This is a genomic window from Luteibacter jiangsuensis (assembly GCF_030812295.1).
In the GTDB taxonomy this organism is placed as follows: domain Bacteria; phylum Pseudomonadota; class Gammaproteobacteria; order Xanthomonadales; family Rhodanobacteraceae; genus Luteibacter; species Luteibacter jiangsuensis_A.
In genome coordinates this window covers 288013-303680 of the sequence record NZ_JAUSSK010000001.1, presented here as the reverse complement: position 1 = coordinate 303680, position 15668 = coordinate 288013, and the positions used below count along the sequence as shown (strand labels likewise).

At 63.4% G+C, this 15668-nt stretch carries 18 protein-coding genes; 7 read left to right on the top strand and 11 right to left on the bottom strand.

Annotated elements, in window-relative coordinates:
- Positions 1 to 36: 36 nt before the first annotated feature.
- Positions 37 to 1569: an FAD-dependent monooxygenase gene (locus J2T07_RS01415; protein WP_306846776.1), complete on the top strand. Its 1533-nt coding sequence runs from the start codon at positions 37 to 39 to the stop codon at positions 1567 to 1569.
- Positions 1566 to 2702, top strand: coding sequence for an FAD-dependent oxidoreductase (locus J2T07_RS01410; protein WP_306846775.1), 1137 nt, complete (start codon positions 1566 to 1568; stop codon positions 2700 to 2702). Before J2T07_RS01415 ends, J2T07_RS01410 begins: the two co-directional genes overlap by 4 nt.
- Positions 2703 to 2824: 122 nt before the next feature.
- Here the strand turns inward: J2T07_RS01410 and J2T07_RS01405 are convergent, their stop codons facing one another.
- From J2T07_RS01405 to ompR, 3 genes are all read right to left on the bottom strand, one after another.
- Positions 2825 to 3577, bottom strand: a complete 753-nt coding sequence (locus J2T07_RS01405; RefSeq protein WP_306846774.1) for an alpha/beta hydrolase — start codon at positions 3575 to 3577, stop codon at positions 2825 to 2827.
- Positions 3578 to 3714: 137 nt separating this feature from the next.
- Positions 3715 to 4980, bottom strand: a complete 1266-nt coding sequence (locus J2T07_RS01400) for an ATP-binding protein (protein WP_306846773.1) — start codon at positions 4978 to 4980, stop codon at positions 3715 to 3717.
- Positions 4977 to 5696: a two-component system response regulator OmpR gene (gene ompR, locus J2T07_RS01395; RefSeq protein ID WP_306846772.1), complete on the bottom strand. Its 720-nt coding sequence runs from the start codon at positions 5694 to 5696 to the stop codon at positions 4977 to 4979. The genes J2T07_RS01400 and ompR overlap by 4 nt, the downstream gene beginning before the upstream one ends.
- 184 nt (positions 5697 to 5880) lie before the next feature.
- Between ompR and J2T07_RS01390 the strand changes: the two genes are divergently transcribed.
- The 3 genes from J2T07_RS01390 to J2T07_RS01380 are packed head-to-tail and all read left to right on the top strand — an operon-like array spanning position 5881 to position 7605.
- Positions 5881 to 6417, top strand: coding sequence for a hypothetical protein (locus J2T07_RS01390; protein ID WP_306846771.1), 537 nt, complete (start codon positions 5881 to 5883; stop codon positions 6415 to 6417).
- Between the two features lie 57 nt (positions 6418 to 6474).
- Complete coding sequence (locus J2T07_RS01385) at positions 6475 to 6759, top strand: hypothetical protein (protein ID WP_306846770.1); 285 nt, start codon at positions 6475 to 6477, stop codon at positions 6757 to 6759.
- 18 nt (positions 6760 to 6777) lie between these two features.
- Entirely contained in the window at positions 6778 to 7605 is an 828-nt protein-coding gene (locus J2T07_RS01380; protein WP_306846769.1) for a sterol desaturase family protein, read from the top strand.
- A 29-nt stretch (positions 7606 to 7634) separates the two neighbouring features.
- Here the strand turns inward: J2T07_RS01380 and J2T07_RS01375 are convergent, their stop codons facing one another.
- From J2T07_RS01375 to J2T07_RS01365, 3 genes are all read right to left on the bottom strand, one after another.
- Positions 7635 to 7904 carry an antibiotic biosynthesis monooxygenase family protein gene (locus J2T07_RS01375; RefSeq protein WP_306846768.1) on the bottom strand — a complete coding sequence of 90 codons (270 nt, stop codon included), beginning with the start codon at positions 7902 to 7904 and terminating at the stop codon, positions 7635 to 7637.
- Positions 7905 to 8087: 183 nt separating this feature from the next.
- Positions 8088 to 9284, bottom strand: a complete 1197-nt coding sequence (locus tag J2T07_RS01370; protein ID WP_306846767.1) for an MFS transporter — start codon at positions 9282 to 9284, stop codon at positions 8088 to 8090.
- Between the two features lie 3 nt (positions 9285 to 9287).
- Positions 9288 to 9992 carry a type 1 glutamine amidotransferase domain-containing protein gene (locus tag J2T07_RS01365; protein ID WP_306846766.1) on the bottom strand — a complete coding sequence of 235 codons (705 nt, stop codon included), beginning with the start codon at positions 9990 to 9992 and terminating at the stop codon, positions 9288 to 9290.
- Positions 9993 to 10146: 154 nt separating this feature from the next.
- Here J2T07_RS01365 and J2T07_RS01360 point away from each other — a divergent pair, with 154 nt between their 5' ends.
- Positions 10147 to 11055 carry a LysR family transcriptional regulator gene (locus J2T07_RS01360; RefSeq protein WP_306846765.1) on the top strand — a complete coding sequence of 303 codons (909 nt, stop codon included), beginning with the start codon at positions 10147 to 10149 and terminating at the stop codon, positions 11053 to 11055.
- Positions 11056 to 11100: 45 nt separating this feature from the next.
- Here the strand turns inward: J2T07_RS01360 and J2T07_RS01355 are convergent, their stop codons facing one another.
- Genes J2T07_RS01355 through J2T07_RS01345 form a run of 3 tightly spaced genes read right to left on the bottom strand, consistent with a single transcriptional unit; the run spans position 11101 to position 12997 of the window.
- Complete coding sequence (locus J2T07_RS01355; protein ID WP_306846764.1) at positions 11101 to 11940, bottom strand: MBL fold metallo-hydrolase; 840 nt, start codon at positions 11938 to 11940, stop codon at positions 11101 to 11103.
- A gap of 21 nt (positions 11941 to 11961) precedes the next feature.
- Entirely contained in the window at positions 11962 to 12288 is a 327-nt protein-coding gene (locus J2T07_RS01350; RefSeq protein WP_306846763.1) for a hypothetical protein, read from the bottom strand.
- On the bottom strand, positions 12281 to 12997 hold the full coding sequence (locus J2T07_RS01345; RefSeq protein ID WP_306846762.1) for a hypothetical protein: 717 nt from the start codon (positions 12995 to 12997) through the stop codon (positions 12281 to 12283). The genes J2T07_RS01350 and J2T07_RS01345 overlap by 8 nt, the downstream gene beginning before the upstream one ends.
- Here J2T07_RS01345 and J2T07_RS01340 point away from each other — a divergent pair.
- Positions 12996 to 13883 carry a LysR substrate-binding domain-containing protein gene (locus J2T07_RS01340; RefSeq protein ID WP_306846761.1) on the top strand — a complete coding sequence of 296 codons (888 nt, stop codon included), beginning with the start codon at positions 12996 to 12998 and terminating at the stop codon, positions 13881 to 13883. The genes J2T07_RS01345 and J2T07_RS01340 overlap by 2 nt on opposite strands.
- 82 nt (positions 13884 to 13965) lie before the next feature.
- Here the strand turns inward: J2T07_RS01340 and J2T07_RS01335 are convergent, their stop codons facing one another.
- Together J2T07_RS01335 and J2T07_RS01330 are read right to left on the bottom strand one after the other, a co-directional pair.
- Positions 13966 to 15306 (bottom strand): type II toxin-antitoxin system HipA family toxin, encoded by a 1341-nt coding sequence (locus J2T07_RS01335; RefSeq protein ID WP_306846760.1) that lies wholly within the window; start codon positions 15304 to 15306, stop codon positions 13966 to 13968.
- A gap of 1 nt (position 15307) precedes the next feature.
- The gene (locus J2T07_RS01330) at positions 15308 to 15562 is read right to left on the bottom strand and encodes a helix-turn-helix transcriptional regulator (protein ID WP_306846759.1); all 255 of its coding nucleotides are present in this window, start codon (positions 15560 to 15562) and stop codon (positions 15308 to 15310) included.
- Positions 15563 to 15668: the final 106 nt, after the last annotated feature.

Sequence of the window (15668 nt, the reverse complement as noted above, 5' to 3'; positions counted from 1 at the left end):
GTTGACACACTTGGAACGACGTTCCAATATGATGGAATGACGTTCCACGACAACGAAAGATACGACGCGATCATTTCCGGCGCCGGCCCGGTGGGCCTGTTCCTCGCCTGCGAATTGGCCCTGGCCCAGTGCTCCGTGCTGGTGCTGGAAAAGACGGAAGATCCCACCTCGCCGCTGAAACGGGTGCCTTTCGGGATACGCGGACTCTCGGCGCCTACGATCGACGCCCTTCACCGGCGCGGGCTGCTGCGGGAACTGCAGATCCACAAACGCATCCAGAGCCCGCATCAACATGCTGGGGAGGGGCCGCGCCGGCAAGCGGGACATTTCGCCGGCATCCCCTTTCATGATGGCGACATCGACGCCACTCGATGGACCTATCGCCTCCCGGGTTCGACACCCACCCATTTGCTGTCGGAAATGGAAGAACTCGAATCCGTGCTGGCCCGGCGCGCGGAAACCCTCGGCGTCCGCCTCCTGCGCGGGGCTGCCGTGACGGGCTTTCATCAGACCGGGGACGGGGTCGCCATCCATTCCCACGAGCGAACTTTCGAAGGCCAATGGCTCGTGGGTTGCGATGGAAGCCGCAGCGCCGTCCGCAAGCTGGGCGGCTTCGAATTCGCCGGTACCGAGCCGGAATTCACCGGCTACACGGCGAAGGTAGACATCGCCGATCCGAAGAAGCTGAAGCCGGGCCGGAACATGACACCCCACGGGATGTACTTGCAGTCGCAGCCGGGTCACCTGGCGATACAGGATTTCGACGGCGGTGCGTTTCATGCGACTGGCATGCCCATCACCCGGGAACACGTGCAGGACGTTCTACGGCGGATCTCCGGCACCGATGTGACCATCGACGCCTTGCACATCGCGACGACATGGACCGATCGCGCACGACAGGCCACGGCCTATCGCAAGGGCCGCGTTTTCCTCGCGGGCGATGCCGCGCACATCCATTCGCCACTTGGCGGCCAAGGACTCAATCTGGGACTGGGTGACGCCATGAATCTCGGCTGGAAACTCGCCGCGACCATCAAGAAGCACGTACCCCATGGCCTGCTGGACAGCTATCACGCGGAGCGACACCCTATCGGCGAACGAATCCTGGACTGGTCACGCGCGCAAGTCGCCATCATGCGACCCGAGCCACACGCCCGCGCGCTGAACGGGATCGTCCGCGACCTCATGAAGACGCGCGATGGCGCGACTTATTTCGCGGGGAAGGTGTGGGGTCTTTCCACCCGCTACCCCTTGGGCGATGGCCATCCCTTGCTGGGCAGCAGTGTTCCCGAGTTCGAATTCGAAGACGGCAGGACGATCAGTGATCTGATGCACGACGGCCGTGGTGTCCTCCTCGATTTCGCGGGGACCGCCTCGCTCGAAAGGTTCGCTGGCGAATACGGCGGTCACATCGTCTATGTCACAGGCCATCCGAAGGAATCCTTCGAACTGAGCGCCCTGTTGATACGCCCGGACGGATTCATTGCATGGGCTTCGGAAGGCCCCCCCGATATCGGCGACCTGCACAATGCAGCCGCCCGCTGGTTCACGCGAGGAGCATCCTCATGAACTTTCCTATCGCCATCGTCGGCGCGGGCCTCGGCGGCCTGACGCTTGCAAGAGTCCTTCACGTCCATGGCATCGCGGCGATCATCTACGAAGCGGAAGCCTCGGCAGACGCTCGCATCCAGGGAGGATTGCTCGATATCCACGAGTACAACGGTCAGCTCGCTCTGAAGGCCGCGGGGCTGTTCGACGCGTTCCTGGGGATCATCCAGCCGGGCGCCGATGCCGAGAGGGTGCTCGACAAGCGCGGCGATGTCCTGTTCGATGCGCCCGACGAAGGCAATGGCAGCCGGCCCGAAGTGCATCGGGGAGATCTTCGCCGCATCCTGCTCGAGTCACTTCCCGCCGACACGATCCGCTGGGGACACAAGCTCACCACGGTGAGTTCGACGGGCGACGGACAGCACGTGCTCACGTTCGCCAATGGGTCCACGGCGACCGCCGGACTTCTCGTCGGTGCCGATGGCGCCTGGTCGAGAGTCCGCCCTCTTCTTTCCGGTGTCCAGCCTGCCTATGTGGGCACGTCGTTTATCGAGACGTACCTGTTCGACGGGGATATCCGCCATAAGGCCACCGCGGAAGCGGTGGGTGGTGGCGCGCTGCTGGCGATCGCGCCAGGCAAAGGCATCCTCGCGCACCGGGAGGCGAACGCCACGCTGCATGCCTACGTGGCGTTGAACAAGCCGGAAGATTGGATCGCCGGCATGGACTTCTCCGACCCGACAGCCGCCTTGGCACGCATCGCGGACGAATTCGATGATTGGGCGCCCGAACTGACCGCTTTCATCAGGCACAGCGAGACCGCGCCCGTGCCTCGCCCCATCCACGCGCTCCCCATTCACCACCGATGGGATCGCGTGCGTGGCGTGACACCGCTCGGCGACGCCGCGCACCTCATGTCGCCGTTCGCTGGGGAAGGTGCGAACCTGGCCATGTTCGACGGCGCGGAACTGGCGAAGGCCATCGTCAATCGTCCGGAGGATGTCGAAGCCGCGCTCGCCGCGTACGAAGAGGATCTCTTTCCTCGCAGCTCGGCCACGGCGGCCGAGTCGGACCGGAATCTCCGGCTGTTCTTCGACGACCGCTCACCCTGGAGCGTGGTGGAGTTTTTCGCTGGCCATCGGATGGCCGGGTGAACGCCCTCAGCGGTGGCGACGATGGCATCCTCGCGCGAGCGGGGCGACCAGCCGAGCAGCCGCACGGCTTTTTCGCTGGTGGCATCCGGCAGGAAGCGCTCGCCCTTGGCCGCATCCGACACCTACAAGGCGATGAGCCCGTCGATAAAGGCGTTCACCTTCTCGGTATAGTCCGAGGCCTGTCCCAACGTTCGATTGATCTCGGCATGCGACAGGTCTTGCGGCAACACATCGACACGCACGTCGAGTCCAGCGGCCCTCTGCGCCAGGCGTCGCGCCTGCGGGCAGGCATCGAAGCGCTGGCTGGAACACACTGCCAACAACGGCAGCGCGCCGGCGCGAAGGCGATGATAGGGCGACGCGGCGGCCCATTCGCCCGGATCCTCGCCGAAGGCGCGATCGTAGAGCCTGGGGTGGCGCGGAAAGTCCATGATCTGCACCACATCCATCGCGGCGCTATCCAGGGAAACGACACCCCGCGGGCGGACCGCACCGGCGGCGGACAGCACCTCGGGATCGGCTCCCAACAAGGCGACCAGGTGCGCGCCCGCCGAATGGCCCATCAGCACGAACCGGTCACGGTCCGCTCCCCATGATGCGGCCAGCCGTTGCGCAGTGGCCAACGCCCTGGCCACGTCTTTGGCCTGATCCAACGGCTTGGCGTCAGGCAACAGTCGATAGTTCACCGATATCAGCACATAGTTCTTCGGCAGCCAGTACGCGGCTTTGCTGCCGACGACGCCCGGATTGGTCTTGTCGCCGATAGCCCAGGCGCCCCCGTGCACCATGAAAATCACCGGTGCGCCACGCGGCGATGGCGGTAGATAGACGTCGAAGCGCTGTCGGGGATCGTTGCCGTAGGCGATGTCGTGCAAGACCCGTGTTCCGGCCCGCCGTGCATCGTCTTGTGCACCATGTGCGATGCCGGCCAGGCATATGGCAATCCATGCCAAGCCTGCAATCGCATGCCTTTGTCTCGTGCCCATTACGTCCGCCTCGTCGATGGAATGTGTCAACTTCCGCGCAGCACGAGCGTCGCCATCAGGCCATGGGGCCGAACCGGCGACAGCCGCAACTCACCGTCGTGCTGGCGGGCGACTCGCTCGACGATCGCCAACCCCAGGCCGGTACCGCCACCCTCCCCGTGCACGAACGGCTGGCGTACGCGCTCGGCGACCTGCACGGGCAAACCCGGGCCATGGTCGGCGACGTCGATTCGCCAGGCGTCGTCCTGACGCGAAAGCCGCAGCGAGTATGGCGGCGCACCGTGCCGTTGCGCGTTGACCAGCAGGTTTTCCAGCGCACGCAGCAGTGCCATCGGCTTGCCCGTCATCGGCGCATAGACGGGCGTGTCCACCTGCCACTCACGTTCGCAAGCGCTGACCGCGTTGCGGCAAAGCACAGCCAGGTCGAGTGGCTCGCTCGCCTCGTCGCGTCCATCGCGCGCGTAGGCGATGAACTGCGACAGGATCGCGTCGATCTCGGCGATGTCGCGATGCATGCCCGCGCGCAGTTCCGGATCGCCCCCGGGCAGCAGCTCGACCGCATATTGCAGTCGCGTCAGCGGCGTGCGCAGATCGTGTGAGATGCCGGCGAGCATCACCGTTCGTTCCTCGGCGGCCTCGCGTACATCCTTGCTCGAATCGGCCAGGGCGCGCGCCAATTCCTCCACTTCGCGCGGCCCGGCCAGGGTGCCTGGCGGGGGCGATTCGCCGCGCACGATCGCCGGCGCGGATTGCGCCAGGCGCCGCAACGGCACCACCAGGCGTCGCGCGTAGTAAGCCGCCGCCAGCCACACCAGCGCCGCGCCGACGAACAGCATCAGCACCGAAAAGCGCAATACGCGGTTGCCGCGTTGATCGAACACGAACGACACCCACAATGCCGGCTGCGTATCCAGCTTCAACCACACCACGTTCGCCGTTCCGACGCGGCCCAGGCGCACCTCGCGCCCGTGCTCGAGTTGCCGCGGCGCCTGTTCGAGCAACTCGCGCATGAACGGCGCGCCGCGCAGGTCGCGCGGTGGCGGCGGCAGGTCGGCCACCTCCAGTCCGGCGCCGCGCAAGTGCCGCACCACGCGTTCGCGGGACTGGGTGCGCGCCAGTTCCTCGGCGACGTCGGCAAAGCCATCCATGGCGCGCAGCAATTGCCCGGCAGCCGGACGCGTGGCCAACTGGCGGCCCATCGCCACGGCCAGCACCGCCGCGCCGAGCAACACCAGCCCGATCACCAGCACGAGCTGCCCGAATACACTGCGCGGCAAGGGAAGCCGGCTCATGCGGTTTCACCCGGCGGTACGTATACGTAACCCACGCCCCAGACGGTTTGGAGGATGCGAGGATTGCGCACGTCGTCTTCCAGCAATCGGCGCAGGCGCGCGATGGTGACATCCATGCTCCGCTCGAAGGCCTCGTGCTCGCGGCCACGCGCCAGACTCATCAGGCGGTCGCGGCTGAGCGGCTGGCGCGGGTGCCGCAGCAGTACCGTCAGCACCGCGAATTCGCCCGAGGTCAACCGCAGCAACTCTCCGTTCCTGCTCAGTTCGCGGCGACCCAGATCCAGTCGGAACGCACCGAAACGGATCTCACCCCCCTCGGGCTCCGGCGCGCCAGGCACCGGGCGGGCACGCCGCAACACCGAGCGGATACGCGCCAGCAACTCGCGTGGATTGACGGGTTTGGGCAGGTAGTCGTCGGCGCCGATTTCCAGGCCTACGATGCGGTCGATTTCATCACCCTTGGCGGTCAGCATCACGATCGGCGTGGAGTCGCCCTGGCCACGCAGGCGGCGGCAGATATCAAGGCCGTCTTCGCCGGGCAGCATCAAGTCCAGCACGATCAGGTCGTAATGGCCTCGATCCAGCGCCTGCCGCATCTGCACGCCATCGCCCACGCCCTTGGCCTCGAAGCCCTGCGACTGCAGGTAGCGCAGCAGCAGTTCGCGCAAGCGGGTGTCGTCGTCGACCAGGAGGATGCGGGCCAGGGTTTCGTCCATGGCGCTCACTATCGCGGGTAGCCGCGAGCCCGCGCAACGCCCTTGTCGGGCACTTTGTAAGCGGATGTTTCCAAGCCGCATTGCCGAAACATACGGTGGCTATTGCGACACACCCTCGGCCGGCGGCGCGATTAGCTTGGGCCCACCGCGAGGATGCCTCGCGCCGACCCGAAGGAGATATCCCATGAACAGAACTCCCTTGCTGCTGGCGGTGCTGGTGCTGACCGGCGCGCTGGCTGCCACGATTTCCGATGCTTCGGCGCAAGGCCGTGTCCGCGGCCGCGCCGTGGTCCATACCGGTGACGGCGGACGCACCGCCGTCACCGGGGCCGCCGCCCGCGGCGAGCGCGGCGCTTATGCCCGTGGCCGCCATGTGCATGGCGACGGCCAGGGCAATGTCGATGGCCGCAGTGGCGCCTATGCCGTAGGCGCCAATGGCGGCAGCGCGGAGCGCCAAGGCAGCTTCTACCGCCATGCCGACGGTAGCGCCGGCCGACAGGGCAGCGCCTCGATCAACGGCGCCAACGGTGGCTCCGCGACCACCAGCGGAAGCATCGCCCGCGACGCCGCTGGCAACGTCAACGGTAGCCGCAGCACCAGCGCCACCGGCCAGAACGGCAATAGTTACAGCGGTTCGACCAGCGTACAGAACGGCGTGATCACCCACACCGGTACCTGCACCAATGCCGCGGGCGAGACGATCGCCTGCCGCGGCAACTGATTTCCCGACCCTCCCCCGGCCATGGACGGCCATCCTTTCCGCCCCACGAGGTATCCCGTGCCCAAGCCCACTCTCTACCTGCTTACCGCGATGCTGCTTGCCATTTCCGCCTCCGCCTGCGCGCAGAGCGAGCGCATGGCCCAAGCCAAACAGGAGATGCAAGAACGCCTGAAAGCCGCGGATACCGACGGCGATGGCTTCATCGACCGCCAGGAAGCCGACGCCAAGCTACCGCGCGTGGCCAAGAATTTCGACAAGCTCGATGCCGACCAGGACGGCAAATTGTCTGCCAGCGAGCTCAAGCAGGCCGCCGAACTCGCGCGCCAGCGCCTGGGCCGCTGAGCCGCCGAAGCGACCGCCATGGATACGTCGCCTTTCGCCTGGCTGTGGGTACCGCTGCCGTTGTTCGCGCTGATCGCCGCCGTCGAAGGTTGGCTGTTGCGGCGCCGCGGCCGCGATCACGACTGGAAAGCCTACTGGGCATCGCTGGGCGACGCCCTGGGCCGTATGCTGGTCAATGGAGCGCTCAAGACCGGTATCGTCGGAGCATTGCTGTATGCGGTATGGGAATGGCGCATCGCCACCTTCACGATGGACCGCTGGTGGCATTGGGCCCTGCTCTTCGTGGGCCAGGAGTTCTGCTATTACTGGATGCATCGCGCCGACCACCGCATCCACTGGTTCTGGCTGAACCACTCCGTTCACCACTCGTCGAACCAGTACACGCTGTCGTCCGCGTATCGGCTCGGCTGGACCGGACAGATCACCGGTGCAGCGGTATTCTTCGCGCCGCTGGTATGGATCGGATTTCCGGTGCCGCTGGTGGTCGCCATGCTCGCGGCGAACCTGACGTACCAATTCTGGTTGCACACCGAACTGATCGGACAATTGCCGCGCCCGATCGAATTCGTGCTCAACACGCCTTCTCACCACCGCGTGCACCATGCCAGCAATCCCGATTACATCGATTGCAACTACGGCGGCGTGCTGATCGTGTTCGACAGGCTATTCGGTACGTTCCGCCGCCAACGTGAGGACGAACCGCCGCGGTACGGCCTGGTGAAACCCCTGCACAGCCATAACCCCGTCCGCATCGCCTTGCATGCCTGGATACAGATGTTCCACGCCATGAAATCCGTGCGGAATTGGAGGCAATGCGGGCGGCTACTGTTCGGGCCGCCGGAATAGGAATCCCTTTCTCCCACTCCCACTCCCACTCAGTCAACAGTAGAACTCGGAAGCCTTCGCGACACCTTAGCCCCGTCATCCTCCCAGCGATGCAGTTGCATGGAAATGAAGCCCGGTTGCTTCGTTATGATCTCGGCAGCCGCCTTGAAAGCGTCCAGGAAGCCCGCTTCGTCGGCGGCATCGAGCGTGAAGAGGTTGATGAGCACGACTGGCGCGGCCGCGATGCCGAGTTGACGCTCAAGCGGGAATTTATCGTCTAGCGGTTTGAATTTACGGTCTTGCGGCTTCAGGGCGGCCACGGTGGCGCTCCCGTTTGCTGTGTAATTGGAAATGGCGTGAAGCCTGCGACAACCGAAGAAGGGTATCTGTGCTCTCAAACCAGCATCGACTGCTGGGCGAAGATACCCGCCATCGCGCCTTGCCATGATGCCGTGGTGACCGAGGGCTCCGGTGGCCCGATCGGGCCGATGGATGAAGCGACCTTAACTCCCGTTTTCAGCTGTGTCGAAAAAGTGGGCCGACGTCAACTGCCCGAGCATCCACACAATCCCCAGGCCCACGGCCACCGCGCCGACCCAAGCCGTGCTGGTCAGGCCCATCGCCTCCAGGCTGGCGCCACCCAGCAGCGAACCCAGCGCGATACCGCCATTGAAGCCCGCAATGTTCAGACCGGCCGCCACCGCCGGCGCTTGGGGGGCGTGAACATGTGATAGGCCGATTACCCGTGCTTGCAAAGCTGGCACCGCCGCATAGGTCAGTGCGCCCAGCAGGCCGGTCAGCAGCACCATCAGCGTTAGGGACGAGGCAGAAAACCAGACCGCCAGCAGCACCACCACCAATCCGATCAGGACGGTCATCACGGCAAAGTCCGCGCCCTTGCGGTCGGCCAGGCGCCCACCCCACACGTTGCCGATCGCGGCCATCACGCCATAGCCCAGCATCAGTAGGCTGCTGGTGCTTTCGCTGATCCGGGTGACTTGCAGCAGGATCGGCGAGATGTAGGTGTAGAGCGTGAAAGACCCCGCATACGCCAGCACCGTGATGCCGGCCCCGGCCAGCAGGCGCGGATTGAACATGGCTTTCAGGCCATCCATCGCATTGGCCTGCGCCGAGTCATCGTCCCGATCCGTCGGCATCAGGGCCAGCAGCCCCAGGAAGCCGATGGCGCCACTCGCGGCTACGGCCATGAAGATGACCTGCCAGTTCAACACGCTGCCCAGGTAGGTGCCGAGCGGCACGCCAAGTGCCAGGGCCAGCGTCAGGCCGCCGAATACCACCGCCACCGCCGCTCCGGCCCGATGCCGGCCCGCCAGTTGGGTTGCCACGCTGGATGCTACGGCGAGAAATACCCCATGTCCCAGGCCCGAGGCGAAGCGGGCTACCAGCATGGGCGTCAGTGCATCGGACAGGCTGACTACAGCGTTGCCCAGCGTGAACAGCCCCATCGCCACCAGCAGTAGCCGCTTGCGCGGCCAGCGGGTCGCCAGCGCGGTCAGGCCCGGCGCACCAATCACCGCACCCAGCGCATAGGCCGTAACCGCCGTGCCGACTTGGCTGACGCTGGCATGCAGATCGGCGGAAATAGCGGACACCAGGCCAATGGTGACGAACTCGGTAAAGCCCAGGGCGAACGCGCAGAGCGCGAAGACGTAGATGACGAAAGGCATACGTGGATTCATGGCTCAGGCTCGCTTCTCGGCTGTCACCGCCAATAGGGGTAGCATCGCTTCGGCGACGCCCTTGGCCGAGGCCGGGTTCTGCCCCGTCACCAGTCGCCCGCTCACCACTACCTGCGCCTGGAAATTCGCCGCAGGCACATGCCGGGCACCACGTTCCTGCAAAGCATCGGCCAGCAGGAACGGCACCGTGTCGTACAGGCCGACCGCACGCTCCTCCTCGTTGGTGAAGGCCGACACGTCCTTGCCCGCTACCAGATAGCCGCCATCGGACAGCTTGAGGTTCACCAGCCCGGCCGGCCCGTGGCACACCGCCGCGACCACGCCACCACGCTCGTAGATGAACGCCGCAATGGCCGCCAGTTCGGCGTTGTCCGGGAAGTCCCACATCGTCGCGTGGCCACCGGCGTAGAAGATCGCGGCGTAGGCATCGGGATCGACCTGCGCGGGTGCCAAGGTGTTCTCGGTGGCGCTTCTTAGCCTCGCATCTGTCCAGAACGCCGCATTGATCGGATCGTCTAGGTCGAGTCCATCGACGTGCGTCTTGCCGCCCTTGGGGCTGACGAAATCGACCGCATGACCGGCGTCTGCCAGCACCCGGTGCGGATGCGTGACCTCGGACAGATAGAAACCGCTGGGCGCGGCATCGGCGGCGCTGGCCGGCCCCTTGCGGTCGTGGCTGGTCAGGACGAAAAGAATACGTTGGGTCATCAGAAGCTCCTGCAAGCGAATCGAGCACACCGCCGGACACCTCCAGCGGAGGCATGCGCGTTGCAGCGTGGGAAGTTGGGAACCTCACTCTGATGAATCCGGTATATCCTTTAAATGACCAAAATAGACAAACACTTTCCCCGTAATGACCCAAATGGCCCTGCGCAACCTTGATGACCTAACGGTGTTCGTGCATGTGGTGGAGCGCCAGAGCTTTTCCGCCGCCGCACGCGACCTGCACCTGGCGCCCAAGACGGTCAGCAAGCAGATCGCCAGGCTGGAACAGGCGTTGGGCACCACGCTGTTCGAGCGCAACACCCGTAACTTGCGCATCACCGGCGAAGGCCGCGCCATCGCCGAGCGCGCAAGGGTCGCCTTGGCGGTACTGGAGGAAATGCAGGAACTGGCGACCGGCGGTAGCCAGGAACTGAGCGGCACCATCCGCCTGACCGCGCCCACGCCATTCGGGCGCAAGTTCGTGGCCCCGGCGATCCACGATTTTTGCCGCCTGCATCCCCGCGTCGGCTTCGACTTGCGCCTGTCCGACCAGGTGCAGGATTTGTATAGCGGCGACCTCGACTTGGCGATCCGTATGGGCGAGCTGGCCGATTCGCGTTTGGTGGCGCGGCGCGTGGCCGACAACCGGCGCATCCTCGCGGCGTCTCCTGCCTATCTGAAGGCGCAGGGTCATCCCGAGCAGCCGGAGGAACTGGAACGGCATAGCTGCTTGGTGTTCGCCTATCCGGGCCTGCTGCAAAGCACCTGGCCGCTGCGCAAAGGCCGCAGGGAGAAGCCTGTTGCAGTCAGCGGCACGCTGTGCAGCGACAGCGGTGACGTGCTGCACGCGTGGTGCCTGGCCGGGTTGGGCATCTCTCTGCGCGAGTCCTGGGACATTCACGAGGAGCTGCGCGACGGGAGGCTGGTGCGCGTGCTGCCGGAATGGGAAGCCACGCCCTCGAAGATCAGCATCGTGCGGGCGCGGCGCGAACCCGTGCCGCGCCGGCTGACGGTGTTCAGCGACTTCTTGTTGGAACGCTGGAAGCAGGCGCCGTGGGATCGTTGACCTCATTCGCCGCAGCCGATGCACCGTTTGCATCTCGACGAGCCGCTAAATTTCGTAGGAAATTTTGTATGTCTTGCCTATCCGCTCGACATGTGCGAATCCGAGTTCGCCAAGGTGCATACCAGCGATAAGAATCTTGTCCGAGCTGACGACGTCCAACAACTTTGAACGTGTGGCGGCGGAAAGCAGCGGGTCTTGGTCAAATGCAATGGATACGTCGGGACGAGCAATCTGGATTTGAGGGAAATGAACGATATCCCCCCAGATCAACAGGCTGCGCTCATCGGATTCGAGGCGATAGCCGGAATGCCCCGCGGTATGCCCCAGAAGGGGCATCGCACTGATGCCAGGGAGGACTTCGTTATCAGTAAACGTGCGCATCTTCTCCCGGTACTTGTCGAACACCTTCCGAGCAAACAGAAAGTTTCCGCGCGCCCGCTCACTCGCTCGGCTGAGATTGCCGTCGTCTTCCCAGAAAGAAACCTCATGCTGGTGGACGACCAACTCTGCATCGGGAAAGGCGGCTTCCCCGGAAGAATCAACCAGTCCCCCAACATGATCGGGATGTGCGTGAGTCAGGAGAATCGCGTCAATGTCAGAGGGTTGCACGCCAGCAAGTGCGAGATTCGCCTTCAGCTTTCCGCCCCACTGCTTGAAACCGCCAGCCCCCGCATCGATGAGGATCGTGCGGCCCTTTCCACGCGCCAGGTAACAGTTGATGTGGATCGAAGATGGGTCGTTCGCGCCTGCGTCCTGCTGCAACTTGGACGCCTCCATGGGATCGATATTGGAGAGCAGATCCAGACTCGCGAAAAGGTATCCGTCACTGATGGCCGTGATCGAAAATTCGCCGATCTGCTGACCTGGAAATTTCATTTTGTTCATTGCGGCACTCCTTGCGCGTAATCAGTTCCGCGCGCAAATGGCAGAAGCCGGATAACCGAAGCAACGGATGCGCGCTGTTAGCCCTGTATGGCGCTTTATGGCCTCGTCCAGTCGCCCCATGAAGTCGTCCATGACCGATGGCGCTCTGAGCGGTTCGAGGCGGTACTTGATTTCCGCGTAAGCGGGATGCCCGCGCCCCTGGCGTGCGGCGACATAGATGACATGCACGTTGTCCAGCGCAGCCTGGAGGACGTCCGTGCAAAGCCGAGTGCATCGTTCGGTGAGTTCCGCAAGATTCGCTTCGGACGGCATCTTTTCTGCCTGTATGAAGATCGTCAGGTTAGGCATGTCGGTTCTGCCCCTGCGTCTGGGGTACTGCGCCACTACTCGTCAATTGCGCGGTCATCGGAACATAGAGGTGCACGTCCTTCGAAAGGTTTTTCACACTGAGGCTGATGGCGCAATCCAGCTTAGCCAGCCACCTGGTTTCAGGAGATTTCTCCAATGCGACGGCCCGCATCAGATCAGGCTTGAGCCCCATCTCGATGAGCGGCTCGGGACCGACTGCGCTCACGATCAGACGCTCGCCTTCACCGACGGCAGGTGCACGTTCAAGGCCGCCATAAAGATTGCGGTGCCAATCGGTGATGTGCTGCTGCCAGCGTGCGAAATTGCCGCCGCCCTTCTGGCGATACTCATCGCCCTCAAGCACGGCCAGACCGTCGATCGAGTGCATGGCAAGGTAGACGGGACAACCCGTGCTCAACGCCTTGAAGCGTTGCGAAGTATGGAATCCGCTCACTGAAATGAGCGCGGGCAGCTTTTCCAAGCTGTAGAAATCACTCCACTCTGCTTCGCTGGCTGGGTCGGCAAAACTGCATTCGACTGTATAGATCATGGAATCGTTCGCTACCGAACTGCTTGTGCGCCCGGCCCTTTGTATTGACGTTTCATCATGGTATGACTCGCATTTCGACAGATAAAACGATTTCTCGGCATGCTTCAGTGATAAAAGATCAAGCAAGCCCATCACCCGCTTCAAACCAGGAACGCTCATGCGCCGGAAGATTCCCAGCAACAACGCACTGATGGCATTCGAGGCTGCTGCCCGTCATGGCAGCTTCGCTCGCGCGGCGGAGGAGCTGTCCCTGACCGAAGGTGCCATCAGTCGACAGATTGGCCGGCTGGAAGCGTTCCTCGATGTCACGCTGTTTGAGCGAATCGGAAATCGCGTCCGGCTCCTACCGAACGGAGAACGCTACGCGGCCCAGGTTCGTGAAGTGCTCGACCGACTGGATCGGGACAGCCAGTACCTGATGGGGCAGCCTAGCGACGGCGCAAGTCTGGACATTGCCACCATCCCGACTTTCGCGATGAGATGGCTCATTCCACGCTTATCCCGATTCCGGGAGAAGCATCCGAACATCACTGTGCACCTTGCCGAGCGCATGGACCCCTTCGTCCTGGCCGGAAGCGGATTTGATGCTGCAATCCATTTCGAGCATCCGGCCTGGACAGGAATGCGGACGCACCACCTGTTGAATGAGGTGCTAGTTCCGGTGTGCCATCCTGAGCTTGTGAAGAAAACCAGAGGGGCAACGACACTGGACGCCTTACCGCGCCTGCACCGACGGCAGAATCCCGACGCTTGGCAACGCTACTCCCAAGAGGCTGGGATTCCACTGACCCATCCTACGATGGGTGCGCACTACGACCTTCATGGCATGTTGATCGAGGCTGCATTGGCCGGCCTCGGTGTAGCGCTGGTACCACGTCTCTATGTTGAAACCGAGCTTGCGCAAGGCCGGCTAGTCACTCCATGGCCCGACGGAAAAACCATCTCCAAGAGCTTCTGCCTTGTCCTCCCCGAGCCGATGGGATTGAGCGGAGAGCCCATACAATCGTTTGCTCGATGGGTACTGGACGAAGCCAAGAAGGGTTGAGTCGATCATCAATGACAATCATAAGTCGTCATGGAACCCTGGCGCGCCATGACTCCTTGGGAACGACCAGGCTCTCTCCCGCTTACGGCACCATCGCACCGAGAGCCGTTGCGGCCTGCTCAAGGCCGCCCAGGATGGATTCAGCGACACGGGGTGAAAAGTCCCGCGGCAGGTCAGCCTGCACTTCGGCAATAGCTGCTGGCGTGCGGGCGAGAAGCTCTTCGATGATCGGCTCGGCGGTCGAGCCAAAGCCGACTTCTTGCGCGGTGCTGTTGAAGTGCCTGCGTTGGATGCCGTGCATCTCGTAATGCCGGTTCTTGCCGAGCAATGCCATCGCCAACCTGATGTCGTGGGGTGACCACTGGTTAGGGCCCTCACCCAATACCGGATAGGCCGACATCACGTCGTAAAGCCGGGTCAAATGGAAGCGGCCGCGCGGCAGAAGCTGGATGCTGAAATTCTTGGCGTGTCCATCGGGTGCCCGCAGCAACCAGAACAGCACCTGTGCCGCCATCAATGTCTTCATATCGGCTTCCGCGTTCACCGACTGTCGCAGCGTGGCGAACAAGGCCTTGAGTCCTGGTCCACCTTCGTTCTCGTACTTGCGCAGCGGCGAGCAACCCTCGACCTGGCAGAAGTCCTCCTGTGGCAGGCGCATGAGCCACTGCCCATTGGGTGCGACGCGCCGGTCGAATCGTTCCACCACCAGCACGCGCTGTCGGCCGAAGGTCGCGATACGCGCGTCGGCGACGTCCAGTCCATAGGCTTTCAGCAGACGCAGACACAACCATTCGTTATCGACGGAGGTGCTGAAATCTGCACGCCGCCCGCCCATCAGGCCCAGCGGCAGCTTGAAAATATGGCTTGTCGGCGTAACGCCACGCGGTGCGAACCACTGTCCGTCCCACCAGAGGAAGGCTGTCTTCTCCTGCGCACCGGCCAGGGAGATGCGGAAGTCCGCATCAGGGTCTCCGCCCGCACCGAAGGCGTGCGGCGAGACGGTTTCAATCAAGTGCCGCTCGATATCCTCCTCGGAAAGGGGCACGCCTTCGACACGATCGAAACCCTTCGGCACCTCGTCTTCGTCCAGGAGCTGTACCGCTCCAATGCAGTCGCGTCCGATGACTCTCAGTAGCTCGAAGGGATCCATCGACCCCGTCCTGAATCGCTCTGCGACACGCCGGCGGATGGCATCGCTGTCCGGAAGCAGGTTGTCGAAGTAGTTCGCGACCTTCTCGCCCTTGAGCGGCAAGTTCTGCAAGTTGAACGGCAGCGACAGCGACAGCGGCCGCCCCATGTCGGCCACGACCCAATCCGCATCGTAGTGCAGTTCCATCTCTCCGCGGGCAGGAAGTGTCCATCGCCCGACGCGAACACCGTTGGTCCAGATGGATAGGCTGCGGCTGTGCGATCGACGTCCCATGTCACCAATCCGTTTTCGAGGTAGCGGACACAGCGGCGCTGCCCCGGGTTCCAAGAGTCAACTCCAGGCCCAGCGCCGCACACCACGCCAGGAGTTGCCCGACGCTCAAGTCCTGGGCATTTAGTTCCAGATGGGAGACCCGCGACTGACTCAGGCCGATACGGTTGGCTAAAGCTGCCTGGGTCAGGCCCCGCGCCTTACGCGTGGCCTGCAGTAACGAGCTGAGTTGACTTGCCGTGAGCAGCGGATCGGACATCGGAGGCATGGCGAATACTCGCAATCCTGGTAAACGCAATATAGCTGAAAATCAGGTATTCGCAAAATACCTGATAAACAACTAAAACTGCACCCTACCCAAGATG

What these genes read in the sequence shown, in the direction of transcription:
- J2T07_RS01350 (WP_306846763.1), bottom strand. Translation starts at nt 12,288, where the DNA reads ATGCCTAACCTGACGATCTTCATACAGGCAGAAAAGATGCCGTCCGAA.
- J2T07_RS01330 (WP_306846759.1), bottom strand. Translation starts at nt 15,562, where the DNA reads ATGTCCGATCCGCTGCTCACGGCAAGTCAACTCAGCTCGTTACTGCAG.
- J2T07_RS01335 (WP_306846760.1), bottom strand. Translation starts at nt 15,306, where the DNA reads ATGGGACGTCGATCGCACAGCCGCAGCCTATCCATCTGGACCAACGGT.
- J2T07_RS01365 (WP_306846766.1), bottom strand. Translation starts at nt 9,992, where the DNA reads ATGACCCAACGTATTCTTTTCGTCCTGACCAGCCACGACCGCAAGGGG.
- J2T07_RS01410 (WP_306846775.1), top strand. Translation starts at nt 1,566, where the DNA reads ATGAACTTTCCTATCGCCATCGTCGGCGCGGGCCTCGGCGGCCTGACG.
- J2T07_RS01390 (WP_306846771.1), top strand. Translation starts at nt 5,881, where the DNA reads ATGAACAGAACTCCCTTGCTGCTGGCGGTGCTGGTGCTGACCGGCGCG.
- J2T07_RS01340 (WP_306846761.1), top strand. Translation starts at nt 12,996, where the DNA reads ATGCGCCGGAAGATTCCCAGCAACAACGCACTGATGGCATTCGAGGCT.
- J2T07_RS01370 (WP_306846767.1), bottom strand. Translation starts at nt 9,284, where the DNA reads ATGAATCCACGTATGCCTTTCGTCATCTACGTCTTCGCGCTCTGCGCG.
- J2T07_RS01355 (WP_306846764.1), bottom strand. Translation starts at nt 11,940, where the DNA reads ATGAACAAAATGAAATTTCCAGGTCAGCAGATCGGCGAATTTTCGATC.
- J2T07_RS01380 (WP_306846769.1), top strand. Translation starts at nt 6,778, where the DNA reads ATGGATACGTCGCCTTTCGCCTGGCTGTGGGTACCGCTGCCGTTGTTC.
- J2T07_RS01345 (WP_306846762.1), bottom strand. Translation starts at nt 12,997, where the DNA reads ATGAGCGTTCCTGGTTTGAAGCGGGTGATGGGCTTGCTTGATCTTTTA.
- J2T07_RS01400 (WP_306846773.1), bottom strand. Translation starts at nt 4,980, where the DNA reads ATGAGCCGGCTTCCCTTGCCGCGCAGTGTATTCGGGCAGCTCGTGCTG.
- ompR (WP_306846772.1), bottom strand. Translation starts at nt 5,696, where the DNA reads ATGGACGAAACCCTGGCCCGCATCCTCCTGGTCGACGACGACACCCGC.
- J2T07_RS01415 (WP_306846776.1), top strand. Translation starts at nt 37, where the DNA reads ATGACGTTCCACGACAACGAAAGATACGACGCGATCATTTCCGGCGCC.
- J2T07_RS01360 (WP_306846765.1), top strand. Translation starts at nt 10,147, where the DNA reads ATGGCCCTGCGCAACCTTGATGACCTAACGGTGTTCGTGCATGTGGTG.